Source organism: Bartonella japonica (assembly GCF_040545385.1).
GTDB classification, from domain to species: Bacteria; Pseudomonadota; Alphaproteobacteria; order Rhizobiales; family Rhizobiaceae; genus Bartonella; species Bartonella japonica.
On sequence record NZ_JBEPLT010000009.1, the window covers coordinates 24,752 to 37,677 of the forward strand.

Consider the following 12,926-nt stretch of genomic DNA (forward strand, 5'->3'; position numbering starts at 1 on the left):
AGAATCGACCTTATCATCATTATAAACCGCTATTATACTAAAAATGATGGGAAAATGATCCTGCACACGATAAATCGGTCTAACTTTCTCCTCATATAAAACAGCATAAAGGAGCGTGATCATTGTCCTTAGTCTCTTGCCAATATCGTTTGACAGACAACAGAAAATTCGTAACATTTAGCAGAAAAAGACACATTTTAGAAGGTATCAGATGCCCCCTAAAAAATTAATTATCCACAATAACACTGCTGAATTTCTGATTTTCACTCAACAAGCTGGTGAAGATGGCATTGAAGTTCGCTATGAAAATGATACAATCTGGCTTAATCAAAGCTCATAGCAGAATTATTCAGTGTAGATGTATATACAATCAGCGAGCATTTAAAAAATATATTTGAAACTCAAGAATTAGATGAAAATTTAGTTATCCGGAAAATCCGGATAACTGCCTCTGATGGTAAAAATTATAATACTCAATTTTACAACCTAGATGCCATTATCGCTGTTGGATATCGGGTTAACTCCAAACACGCGACACAATTTCGACAATGAGCGACACAAATATTACGTAATTTTGCAATTAGAGGCTATGTCATAGACAAAAAGCGCCTCGAAAAGGATCTAACTCTTAATGAAAACTATTTCGAACATTTACTCGCTGAAATAAGAAAAATTCGCCTTAGGGAACGGCGTTTTTATCAAAAAAATACAGATATTTATAAAACCAGTATAGATTAAACAAAGATGCGCCAACGACGTGCGATTTTTTCGCACAGATTCAGAATAAGTTGTTGCTGTGCATAGACACACAACAGCTGAACTAATTGCTAAGCAATAAGACAGAAAAAAACATATGGGCTTAGCAACATGTGAGAATTCTCTACATGGTAAAATTGTAAAAACCGATGTTACAATTGCTAAAAACGACTTAACACAAGATGAACTTAAGCAGCTTGGCTTAAGTGTTAATGCTTATCTTGATTTAGCAAAGAACCGTGCCGAGCGAAAATTGCCAATGACGATGAAAGACTAGGCAAAACAATTAGATAAGCTCCTCGAGTTCGATGGGCGAGATATTCTACAAAATGCTGGAACAATCACAACAAAAATTGCCAAAGAACATGCCAAAACTGAATTTGAAAAATATCATATCATTCAGGATAAATTATTTGAATCTGATTTTGATAAAGAAATCAAAGCCCTTGAGAAAACTAAGCGAAAAAAGGTGATGACTAAGCTTGCAATGTACTTGAATAAAGCTGTCTTAAGCGCGGTGTATACTGACCAACGCTTCTAAAATATTGAATCTCGGCACTTTCCACAAATGTGTATATGCACGCAACAACACTCCCAGCACAAGCCAACAATCCTGCATTCATGAACACCAACGCCTAATTCCCACCTCAATCTCACCCTGCCCCAAACATAGGATTGCGTTTTATTAAATGACCCACGCGCATATAATTAAAAAGAGAAACAATTAAACTTGCACCAATCATTCTGGAACAACTACCGCAGCACTGGGAAACTCATGCGTGCCTTCGGGCAAAGTACGCTTATATTCGCGCCAATTTGTCACCGGCTGGTCATTAAACGCAACGCCCGTCTGCAGTGCAGCAAAATGCGCTTTGCCGCATTTAATCTTCAGCATTTCTTTAAGGCGCAAATCAAACTCGCTGTTTGCTCCTTTTGTCTCCAACACAAAGTAAAGCTTTTGTTCGCCATCCTGCTCTAAAAAGATCGCCCAATCAGGCGTATAAGAACCAATGGGAGTGGCTATTTTAAAATTTCTTGGCAGTTTAAAAAACAATCTGACTTCAGGATCATTTTCAAGACTTTGTGCAAACTCTTTCTCCACACTGCTTTCATAAACCACATGATCATACACACTCTTCTCACTCACAACAGCTGTACGCTCTAAATTCGCCACAAGCTCTTCATTGGTAAAAAACTCTTGCACACTATATTCTTGCCCAGCCAGCTTTAAATATTTAATGCCATCAATTGTAAGATTAACATAGGTTTTATTGAGTATTTCTTCTATGCGCTCTAAAAAAGCTTGTGGATTTTTCACAAACTCATGCTCACGACCACTCTTCATCAAAATACCAATAATCGTCTTTGCAGTTAATTTCAGCTTTGAGGCCAAATAATGTACAATGTTCGGCAGTGCACACAAACTATAATCAAGTGCACTCTGCTTTAATAACTGCTCTTCATAGGTCATACCATCACTATCCAGTTCTATCTCTGCTGTCTGATAAACTAAATATGCGGGCGCAACTGGCGCCATTTTTTCCACTGCATCCACTGCTTCGGCGACAAACTCTGTGTGGTCAAGCTTTGCGCGATAAGTGGTCTTTTTATTGATTTTCTCCCACAAGTCCAAAAACTCTGGCGAAGCCACTGTTTGCTTTTTAAGCTTAACCTGCACCTCTCGCGTAGCATTACGAATAATCGGCATGGCTTGGCTCGCTTCTAGCGCCTGCAGCACAGCCTGTTTTTGCCCCTTACTAAAACGTTCACTTAAATCCAACGTCCCAGTTGCCCATTGCGCTTTTAATGTATCTGTGATTTTTCCTGCTGATGTAAGCAAGCCTTTTTCACGCAACTCAACCAATATATCAGCAGTCTCTTGCGAAGACAGAATCTTTGTTTCCGTCACAGCTGTCGTATAAATCAGATCTTGCAACGTCTCAACATTAATAAGCGCGCCCGCATCAGTTTTTTTCACAATTTCTTGACGCAATTCGCGTGGCATTTCTTCCTCCCCTATAGCTTCAAATTCGCTCGCCACTAAATCTTGATCTACTCTAATGACACCCGCCTCATCAATCAAATCTTTTGCAACAAGTATTTTAACAATTTTTTGTGCTTGCGATATTTCCACTTTAGCAGCCACATATTTTACATCTTCATAACTACGGCCAACCAACCGATCCATCTGCAATGTACCAAGTTTATAACCAATATCCGCCTCTAATTCTTTTTGCAATGTACTTATAAACTCAGAAAAGCTTTCATTCACCATAACATGCAGCACATTTATATCTTTATCTTCTACCTGTTCACCTTGTTGGTTTACGCACAAACGCAAACCGCGACCAATTTTTTGCCGTACAGTAAAATTCGATTTTTGCTCAATCAACATGCATACTTGAAACACATTCGGATTATCCCAGCCTTCTTTCAAAGCCGAATGCGAAAAGATAAAACGCAAGGGACATGCAAAAGATAATAACCACTCCTTATCGCGCATAATCGTGTTATAAGTGTCATCATCAGCTTGGCTATCGCCCTTTGTATCCTTATACACGCCTTTCTTGTCTTGCGAAAAATAACCGCCGTGCACATTTCGAACATTTTGTGCAAGATTCGTTCGCAAAGAAGCGTATTTCTCTTTCGCCAACAGCTCTTCATAACATTCTTCAAACATACGCTCATAAAATGCTGGCTCTTCATCATTGCTACGATATTTAGCCACCTCATCAATAAAAAAAAGTGATAAAACTTTAATCCCTAAGGGCACAAACCGCAGTTCTTTATCTAAATGTGTTTCTATAGTGCGATAAATTTGCGCGCGTTTCAGCTCTATTGTATTCACATCACCAAGAGCGTGGCCAAATTTGACAATTTCAGTATCAGAAAACTCAACGGCTTCATCCCCCGCCATGCAATTGATACCCGAAACAATATACCCCCTATAAAGCTCACGCCCGCCCGTAACGCGATACAGATCATCGCCTTGCCTCACTGTAACTGTTTTGCGGCTAACAATACCATTTTTCCCCGCAATATCCAACTCTAAACGTGCCTTAAAGCCATGTTCGTGTGATACGGATTTCAAGGCAATATAGGGACGGTTAAAATCTTGCTCTATCTGATTAGAAGAGACACAAATTTGCTTCACCAGTCCTTTTTGATAAGCATCAACAGGTGTTAAACGATATAAAAGATTAATCTCATCTTTATGCGTAGCACTATAGCGGAAAACACAAAGCGGGTTAAGGCTCGCAATAGCTTCCTTCGCTTTTACTGTATTATCCACCGATTACGGTTCATCTATGATCACAATCGGATTTGTGTCTTGGATATAGCGCATAGCACTTTCGCCATTCAGTCTATCCTGCGGAAGGTTGATAATATTTTCTGCTTTTTTAAATGCATCAATATTGATAATCATAATTTCAATATTGGCAGAGCATGCAAATTGGCGAATTTGCGAAAGATCTTTTGAATTATATATAAAATAATGATAGGGTAGATTATTAAACTCTGCTTGAAAATGCTCCCTCGTTACCTGCAGTGATTTATATACCCCTTCGCGAATAGCAACACTTGGTACGACAATAATAAATTTGGTAAAGCCATAGCGTTGATTTAACTCAAAAATCGTCTTACTATAGACATAAGTTTTGCCTGTTCCCGTTTCCATTTCAATAGAAAACTGCTTTTGCTCTAGCGTCTTACTCACCAAGAGTTTATTGTTCTGTTGCACCTCTTGTCAATTTGCTAATATGCTTTCATCACTGATCAATAATTGATTACCCTAGCCAAATTCATTTAACGCAAATAGAAGAATCCCGTCGTGGTTGGCCTTTAAATAAATCAATGACGCTTTTAACCGCATCATTTTGAAATTCTTGTTGTCTAAACTTAAGTTTCATATCGCCGCCCCAATCGTCTCTCTATAGCTTAAATTTTATCAAAACTTACTTCATTGTCTTTAAAGATAAAGTCGCAATTAATAAGCGCCTCATCACTTTTAAAGGCTGTATCAAGCGCTACGATTTTTACGGGCAGGTACTTTATCATCTCTTCGGCATCTTCTGGTTCAAAGGGCGAGTCTATGGCTATAATCACCAAGACATCGCCTTCGCTCTTGCCTATGTAATAGAATTTTTTGCCATTGATTGGTAAAGGATAAATTTTTAAATCCAGTGGCCAACCATATTTAAGTATAATCTCGAAGATAATATCTTGGTGAGAACGCTCAGGTTTCACCACCTGCAAAAGACGATCAAAGCGCATCTTCAATTGTTCTTTAACATCAAGTGCATTCGGATCAATCGGACTATCGTCCCATATGGGAAAGTTTGAACTATCAAGCTCTAGCACACGAAATCCAGTATCTAGAGGCTGCTCGCTTGTGCGTTCTGCTTCATACTTTTGCTTGATTTGTGTACCAGCACGGCGAATACGTTCGCTACCTATATCGCAAATAGTTTTATAACCAACTTTATAAGCTTCGCTCTTTTCATCACATAATTCAGGCAATTGCACTATGATGAATTTGCGATTGCCGCCATCTTGGGCATTTTGCGCCATCACTGCATGCGCCGTTGTGGCAGAACCAGAGAAAAAATCGAGAATGATGTCGTCTTTGTTGGTGCCAATTTGCATGAGCAATTTTATGAGTTTGGTAGGTTTAATATATTCAAACAGTCCTTGAACATGCATTAATTGATCAATTTCACGTTTGGAAAAAGCGGTATCTCCTGCAAATTCACGTTTAAAAATCCCCGCAAATTCTTCATCAAAATCAGCATCAATTTCCTTGCCAAAAAACGTTGTGGGCACCAACCCATCTTGCGTTTCACTTAAAAAACGTTTGATCATAGGATAGGATTCGCCTTCGCCCCATATGATCTCATCATTAGCAATTTTTTCTTTCAAAACTTTTTCGCTAAAACGCCAATACCCGCCTTGGAGGCGTTTTAACACAACACCATTCGGCTTTGTAATTGTATAATTGCCGCATAAGGCTTATGCGCAGTAATAGGGTCTGCTTTCCAAGGACCCTTGGGGTGATTATCTGGATTCTTATATGCAGAGCTATCCTGCCGTGGTAGTAAATTCCTCTTAAAATTCTCCTTATGCTTTGCGTAGCATATAATATATTCATGGCTGACAGAAAAATATTTCGCTGAATTCTTGCGTGTGTGAACCTTCTCCCACACCAATTGTGCGACAAAATTCTCCTTGCCAAACACTTCATCACAGAGCTTACGCAAATTATGCACCTCGTGATCATCTATTGATGATAAATATCACCCCATCATCACGCAATAAAGTCTGTGCCAAACGCAAGCGCGGATACATCATATTCAGCCATGCCGTGTGAAACCGCCCCATTGTCTCAGGGTTTGACTTCGTTGTCTGCTTGGTCACTTCCTTATATCGCGCCAACGGGTCTTTAAAATCATCATCATAGATAAAATCATTCCCCGTATTATAGGGCGGGTCTATATAGATCATCTTCACTTGGCCAAAATAAGCCCGCTGAATAAGTTTTAACACTTCAAGATTATCGCCCTTAATATAAAGATTATGCGTATTATCAAAGTTTACGCTCTCCTCGCGCTTCGGGCGCAATGTCGCCAGTGAAGGCTTTTGTGCAAGCTTTAAACTTGCTCCTTTGCCCTTCCACTCAAATTTGAACTTTTCAAAATCATTATCGATATATTCACCGCAGAGATTAAGAAGCTGGTCTATATCCAGCTTTCCCTCAGCAAAACATTGCGGAAAGGCTGCTTTTAACTTTTCTATGTCTGGATTAATTGGGCTTTGACTCATGCCTTCTATTTTATCTTCACCCGTTATTATACTCATCTTTGCGCTTCTCCATTACGCTCAGTATAAAATATGTCTATGAATATTTCCTTTGTACATCGCAATTCCTTTTATCCTATTTATTTCTGTATCCTCTGCAAATTTACTTTCATGAAAAATGTCGTATAAGCTATTCTCTTTATTTTTTAAAGTTTCTTGTACTTGTTTTATATCTTTCTGCTCACACAAGTCAGCTAGATCAATTAGCATTACCACATTTTGATCATTTTGCTTTTCTTTGATTTGCAAGAGCAATAATTTCACGCTCTACGTTGGCGCGCTGTTTGGCATAATAAAGACGGCTATTTTATATTTTTTCTTGTATGCTATTATGGGCACTTACAAACATTATCAGTAAGCTTATCAATTGGTACAAGCCCATCCAAAATATGTCTATCTTTTGTCCTTGTCATATTTACGACAAGTCGAAGAGCTGAATCGTCAATTTGACGACATGTCATTATGGATAATTTTAAAGACGCAATAAAAACCAATTTCTCAAGGGATTATATCAGCATCCACTTCTAGTTCTCTTTTGTCTACGCAAGCAAGATTTGCTAAAATGTCTTTTAGGGAGAGTAGAAGCATACTCAAACGCCCGCCAGCAGGCTAAAAATCCTTCCCATGCTAAAGACGCTTTTCCTTCATAGATTCTATATTGTGCGTCAGCTTCATAATAAAATAAAACATAGCTCTTATCATTTTGTCCCTGAATGATTTGTGTTGCCTCATCAATCATATAATTAGGCTCATGTGCAAATCATGCTTTTACAATCTGCCATAAGAATGTATTAATTTTTTATACTCGCTCCTTAAATGTATTGCGGCACGATTTTTACATTATCAGCAACGTTGGTATTCATTGCTAACCTTCATGACAGTAAGCTTTAACAAAGCTTTCCCCTGCTTCTTTTTGTCGTCCAGTGAATTAAACACTTGTTCTAAACCTTCTTCAGTGATTTACGTCTATATATAACACCACCTATTGGTTTTATCGCTTGTTTAAGCACCTTTCTTGTCCCCTGTCATCCCTCTCATCCCCGCCTTACAAGGTAAAAAAACAAATGGCCATTCCAATTGATGTCGGTAATATGCTTGGCAATAGCTTTCAAGCTTTTGTAAATCTTGCCCCCATATTGATAGCCTTTGGGCACCACAAGCACATGATGTGTCTGTCCTAAATAGTCGTCGCGGCGCAATTGTATACCCTGTATACCCAAAACGGACGCTTTTCTTTTGCGTGCTCTTTATTTTAGCCGACTATTCATCACGCAAAAAGACCAGTGTCTCTTAACTTAAACCAGCATCTTCAAGCAATTGCATGCGATCAACCAGATCATAGCCAGTGTTACTTTATTGCGCCTTAGCACATCCTCACTGAAATAAGTGTGCCATAAGGCTTTGATCTCCTACATTGACGTATACTTTACAGTAGCTATTTCTTGCTCTAATTGTTCACAACTCATTGTCTAATCCCCCTCAACATATGGATGTTCTATTTCCTCGATTAGTCCAGAAAATAGTGTGTGTTCACAAAGTCAGAAAAAAATGCAATTATATCGAAAAATAACCTATGCTCAGTGCAAAAAAACAATTTATTCTTTTGCATTATAGCTCAACCCTCCTCCACGCTTAGAACCAATAAATCTAAGCTTATTGATCACGTTTTTCTATATACCTCAATCGATCAAACACAATTTAAATAAACTCCTCAATAATGACGGTGTCTGCTAACTATACGCTTAAGCTTGTTGCTGCTATAAGCCTACCGTGCACCCAAAACAAGTAATTTATATCCTATTGAAAAAAATAATAAATTTAGAAGATCCCTTCTTAGACGAAATCTCGACTAAATAAGATGGTTTGGGCATTTTTAGCAAAGAGAGAAAAATTTCACCGTCTCAAGGGTCTTCGCTACGTTATCGATCATATGCAAAAAAGACCGAGAAATGCAGATTTCTTAAAGAAACAAAAGAAATGAGAAAAGTTGTAAGGAAATCAATGGTACGGTTGGTGGGATTTGAACCTACGACCTCTGGTGCCACAAACCAGCGCTCTAACCAACTGAGCTACAACCGCATAAAATAAATGTATCATAACTGTTTACAATTTCATAAACACTTATTCCCTATCTGTGTGACATAAGGAAGATCAGAAGAGTTTGCAAGCCCCTTTAAAAAAATCCCATTGTTTTTATCCAGAAAAAATAATTTCATCACGAAGGCAGCACATATTTTGCCCAATACTCAACACGATGATCACGGTAAGCTTTAATGCTATCAATACCATCTTTCTGCATAAACTGCAAAATCTCTTCTAGAATAGTTATAGCAAGATCTGGCCCCTTATAAACCATTCCACTATACAATTGAACTAAGTCTGCTCCAGCTTTCACTTTTTCCAAAGCTGTCTGTGCATCCTTCACACCACCAACACCAATGATTGCAATTTCCTTACCTAATTTTTGGCGCATTTTTGCAAGTACAATCGTTGAGCGTTCAAAAAGTGGCTGACCAGAAAGTCCTCCTTCTTCACTGCTTAATAGACTGTTTGTAAGTCCTTGGCGTGAAAGAGTGGTATTTGAAACAATGAGACCATCAAAATCAGAAACTTTTATTTCTTCAGCAATATCATCCAATTCCTTTTCCGATAAATCAGGTGCAATTTTTAAAAAAATGGGAACGGAAAATTCATGCTTTTTCTTTTGCTCATTGCGCGCCTGCGAAATTGCATTCATCAAAAGATGTAAATTATCCCGCACTTGTAAATCGCGTAACCCCGGCGTATTCGGTGAAGAAATATTCACAGTAAAATAATGAGCAACATCATAAAAATAAGTGATACCCGCAGTATAATCGTCAATTTTATTGATCGTATCCTTATTGGCACCAATATTAATACCTACAATACCGCGTTGTTTATGCGCGCGAAGTCTGTTGTAAACAATTTGATGTCCATCATTATTAAAACCCATTCTATTAATAATCGCTTCATCTTCTCGTAAACGAAAAAGTCGCGGTTTAGGATTTCCCGCTTGAGGTCTTGGCGTCACCGTACCAATTTCAGTAAAACCGAATCCTAAACGAAAAATAGCATCGACAACCTCTGCATTTTTATCAAACCCCGCAGCAAGACCAATGAAATTTTCAAACTCAAGCCCCGCAATAGTTACACACAAACGCGAGTCAATGATCCTCCGACAACTGTTCAGTCCACTTTTTAGCGCAATAATCGCTAAACGGTGTGCATGTTCTGGATCCAACATAAACAAAGTAGAACGACCAATACAACGAAAGAGACTCATAAATCCTTCTCCAAATATAAAATTGATCCACTGCACCACATATAAATCTTTTTTTTAAAGATCATCCATAAGAATGGCATATCATTTAAATTAAGAACATCTACACACTATAAAAAAGTTTATAGTTATACACTGTAAAAAAAATTATAGTATAATGACAAAAAGTTCATAAGATTATCGCCATTAACATTTGCGTTTACGCACACTAAGCAAAAAAGACTCTCAGCTTTTTTCAATTGTTCAAACGTTTAAGATTGGAAACCTACACAAATAGGTCGACACATTGATTTACAATAAATAATTTATCTTTTGATATTTAGATGAGAGAGAAAAATACTGTAAGACTTTCTCATTTAAAATCCTTTTTATGATGTATCAATCAGACTCTTTCCTTGCATATCATAATTAGGATCAGTATGCGGATAAAATCACTTTAGAAAATAAAGATACCTAGCCCTTCTCAATGCAAAAGTTATCGTAATATTGGGAGTTATCAAATAGAATGATGACGCCAGCTTGTATTAAAAAATAAACGTCCCATAAAATAGCTTTATAATATTATAATTATAACGGATTTATAAAGCAAACGTTCTTTTTTTCTTTTAATGGAAAGAAGATAAATCTTTTATCAAAAAAGCTTTTTATCGTTCAGAATTCCGCGAGATACCCTTATATTTAAATCAAACAGAATTCTTGATTGGATTTTCTCTCATGTCATCATACTCTTGGAAAAGCTTTAAGAAAATAAAAACTGCCCTTTCTTTTTTCATTAAAAGCGGTAATTAAGTATTACTATTGCATATATACAAGGGGAAAACACAATGCTCAAAGAATTCAAAGAATTTGCTCTCAAAGGCAATATGATTGACCTCGCTATCGGTGTGATTATAGGAGGTGCTTTTGGGAGTCTGGTTAATTCAATTGTTAATGATATTTTTATGCCAGTCATTGGACTGATTACAGGTGGAATTGACTTTTCTAACATGTTTATTCAACTTGCTGGTGAAAAACAGTCTACCTTGAATGCCGCTAAAGCAGCAGGAGCGACCATTAGCTACGGAAACTTTATCACGTTGCTTATCAATTTTCTCATTATTGCTTGGGTTCTTTTCCTATTTGTTAAAGCTATGAATAAACTACGTCGCAAACAAGAAGAAGAGGAAATTTCTCAAAAGATGTCTCTAGAAGAACAACTTTTATCAGAAATCAGAGATCTTTTGGCTAAGAAAAAATAAATTTATGCGCGATTTGCTTCATGGAACAGAGGAAAAAACATTTCCACCGTTGTTCCATGACTGGGCTTTGAAAATAACAAAAATTGACCACCGCTTTCTTCCACCATTGCTTTGCACATCGGAAGTCCTAACCCCGTTCCAACAAAACTACTATCACCAGCTCGTCCATCTTTGCGCTTTATTTGACCATAAGGTTTGAGTGCCTGTACAATCTCTTCATCACTCATCCCTATACCATTATCACTGACTGAAATTTTAACACGCTCTTTTTTTCCATAGGACACATGAACCACAATTTGCCCACCTGATGGTGTAAAACGAATAGCATTTGAAAGAAGATTCCATATAATTTGCCGAAATATCTGTTGCGATACACGAATAAATGGCACACAAGCCGGAGCAGCAATGCGCATGATAATGCCATTATGATTAGCCTGCATTTCAAGAAAAGCCATACTCGCACGCAAACAAGCTATCACATCAAATTTCTCAGCTATAAGGGAATGGTTTACCTGGTTATTTGCATCCAAATAGTCTGCTTTCGAGCACTCTAGTAATTGATTAACCAACGATAATATATGTTTTCCAGATGAGATAATATCGTATAAATATCCACGATACCGCTCATTGTCTATCGGACCAAAACGGCCATCCCTCATAATTTCTGCAAAACCGATAAGAGCATTCAAAGGTGTCCGTATTTCATGAACTATTCCAACTGTCTTATTCTCTTTTTTCTTTTTATCCACAGGTAAATCTCCTGTCGTATTATGTAACATAACAGCATAATTGCCTTGTCGTGCCAAAGATACAATTGTCATGAAAACCGTTATATTTTTGTGACTTTTTGTCTCTAAATCAACTGTCACACCACAATTAAAACCTGATTTTTTCCTTTCACACGGATCAAATAAAAATATTTATCAACGAGCAGTTGATTTTGCAAAGTAAACAATGACAATAATGGCTGTGCCAATAATTCATTTATTTCATATCCAATTAATTATTTTATATCCAATGAATGCCAAAGCAACGCTACTTACTGATTGAATGCCCCCCTGTCCATCTAACCAAAAAACACCATCAATCGCTGTATTCAACAATGATAAAACCACTGCGGGTTCTTTTATAAGAGTCTGTTCTATAACACTTACCGACCATGCCTCTGCACGCTACAATTGAATTGCCGTTTCCTCACCCACATGCTCACCTCCGACAGATAAATGCAATTCTTCACGCAATCGCTCTGCGATTTCACGAAAAGCTGAATGCTCTAACTTCGAAAGACTTGTTGTTCTTGTATCCAGATTTTCATCTTTTTTCTCTTGCCCTTTTGCTTGTATCTTCAAAACACCAAAACTACAAAATTCTTTAAGACATTGTTTATTATCAAAATTGGCATAGCAGACAATTCAACCTCAAAACACTCTAAAAAATCATCAATAGGCCAGTGAATTGTCCGTTTTCTCCAAAGTAAAGATTCTGCAATAAGAACTAAATAATTGATATAACTTAATTATTAAATCTATCACTAAGCTTATAAAAATCAGATTCTAAAATAGAGAAAGAGATAGGTCCAACAATTTCAGCTAATTCTTTTGAGACTTCACAAAACCGTCCATTTTTGTATCAGCTATCAGCTTACGCACTGCACCAGTGATCCTAATACAAAATATCGCTGCTATTTTATTACTCCCCATTTAATATTTTTAATATTTCACAATACAAACAAGCGTACAGCAACAATCACTCTCATATAGTAAACATAAACCATT

General features: G+C 37.4%; 12 protein-coding genes, 1 tRNA gene and 2 pseudogenes. 4 read left to right on the plus strand and 11 right to left on the minus strand.

The features are described from left to right. Positions 1–211 precede the first annotated feature (211 nt). The 3 genes and pseudogenes from ABID39_RS04980 (at position 212) to rhuM (ABID39_RS04990) (ending at position 1,033) form a co-directional block, all read left to right on the plus strand. Positions 212–340: a virulence RhuM family protein gene (locus ABID39_RS04980; protein ID WP_354186650.1), complete on the plus strand. Its 129-nt coding sequence runs from the start codon at positions 212–214 to the stop codon at positions 338–340. A gap of 95 nt (positions 341–435) precedes the next feature. Next, positions 436–738: pseudogene (rhuM, locus tag ABID39_RS04985) on the plus strand (RhuM family protein). 115 nt (positions 739–853) lie between these two features. Beyond that, positions 854–1,033 carry a RhuM family protein gene (rhuM, locus tag ABID39_RS04990; protein WP_354186652.1) on the plus strand — a complete coding sequence of 60 codons (180 nt, stop codon included), beginning with the start codon at positions 854–856 and terminating at the stop codon, positions 1,031–1,033. A 199-nt stretch (positions 1,034–1,232) separates the two neighbouring features. Here the strand turns inward: rhuM (ABID39_RS04990) and ABID39_RS04995 are convergent, their stop codons facing one another. The 10 genes from ABID39_RS04995 to ABID39_RS05040 all read right to left on the minus strand — a co-directional run bounded on the left by ABID39_RS04995 (position 1,233) and on the right by ABID39_RS05040 (position 9,916). Further along, positions 1,233–1,379, minus strand: a complete 147-nt coding sequence (locus ABID39_RS04995; RefSeq protein WP_354186654.1) for a hypothetical protein — start codon at positions 1,377–1,379, stop codon at positions 1,233–1,235. A gap of 116 nt (positions 1,380–1,495) precedes the next feature. Beyond that, positions 1,496–4,048, minus strand: coding sequence for a restriction endonuclease (locus ABID39_RS05000; protein WP_354186656.1), 2,553 nt, complete (start codon positions 4,046–4,048; stop codon positions 1,496–1,498). Positions 4,049–4,051: 3 nt separating this feature from the next. Continuing rightward, complete coding sequence (locus tag ABID39_RS05005; protein ID WP_354186658.1) at positions 4,052–4,498, minus strand: DEAD/DEAH box helicase family protein; 447 nt, start codon at positions 4,496–4,498, stop codon at positions 4,052–4,054. Positions 4,499–4,695: 197 nt separating this feature from the next. Then, positions 4,696–5,724 carry a DNA methyltransferase gene (locus tag ABID39_RS05010; protein ID WP_354186660.1) on the minus strand — a complete coding sequence of 343 codons (1,029 nt, stop codon included), beginning with the start codon at positions 5,722–5,724 and terminating at the stop codon, positions 4,696–4,698. Further along, positions 5,718–6,023 (minus strand): DNA methyltransferase, encoded by a 306-nt coding sequence (locus ABID39_RS05015; RefSeq protein ID WP_354186662.1) that lies wholly within the window; start codon positions 6,021–6,023, stop codon positions 5,718–5,720. The genes ABID39_RS05010 and ABID39_RS05015 overlap by 7 nt, the downstream gene beginning before the upstream one ends. A 7-nt stretch (positions 6,024–6,030) precedes the next feature. Next, positions 6,031–6,612 (minus strand): DNA methyltransferase, encoded by a 582-nt coding sequence (locus ABID39_RS05020; RefSeq protein WP_354186664.1) that lies wholly within the window; start codon positions 6,610–6,612, stop codon positions 6,031–6,033. Positions 6,613–6,633: 21 nt separating this feature from the next. Continuing rightward, positions 6,634–6,867: a hypothetical protein gene (locus ABID39_RS05025; protein ID WP_354186666.1), complete on the minus strand. Its 234-nt coding sequence runs from the start codon at positions 6,865–6,867 to the stop codon at positions 6,634–6,636. Positions 6,868–7,646: 779 nt separating this feature from the next. Beyond that, positions 7,647–7,832 carry a DUF2924 domain-containing protein gene (locus tag ABID39_RS05030; RefSeq protein WP_354186668.1) on the minus strand — a complete coding sequence of 62 codons (186 nt, stop codon included), beginning with the start codon at positions 7,830–7,832 and terminating at the stop codon, positions 7,647–7,649. A gap of 782 nt (positions 7,833–8,614) precedes the next feature. Beyond that, positions 8,615–8,691: transfer RNA gene (locus ABID39_RS05035), tRNA-His, on the minus strand. Between the two features lie 136 nt (positions 8,692–8,827). Then, complete coding sequence (locus ABID39_RS05040; RefSeq protein WP_354186670.1) at positions 8,828–9,916, minus strand: quinone-dependent dihydroorotate dehydrogenase; 1,089 nt, start codon at positions 9,914–9,916, stop codon at positions 8,828–8,830. Between the two features lie 821 nt (positions 9,917–10,737). On the opposite strand from ABID39_RS05040, the gene mscL reads away from it, so the two are divergent. After that, positions 10,738–11,151 carry a large conductance mechanosensitive channel protein MscL gene (gene mscL, locus ABID39_RS05045; RefSeq protein ID WP_354186672.1) on the plus strand — a complete coding sequence of 138 codons (414 nt, stop codon included), beginning with the start codon at positions 10,738–10,740 and terminating at the stop codon, positions 11,149–11,151. 2 nt (positions 11,152–11,153) lie between these two features. Here the strand turns inward: mscL and ABID39_RS05050 are convergent. Next, positions 11,154–12,777, minus strand: a pseudogene (locus ABID39_RS05050) (sensor histidine kinase); the annotation flags it as partial. Between the last annotated feature and the right edge of the window lie 149 nt (positions 12,778–12,926).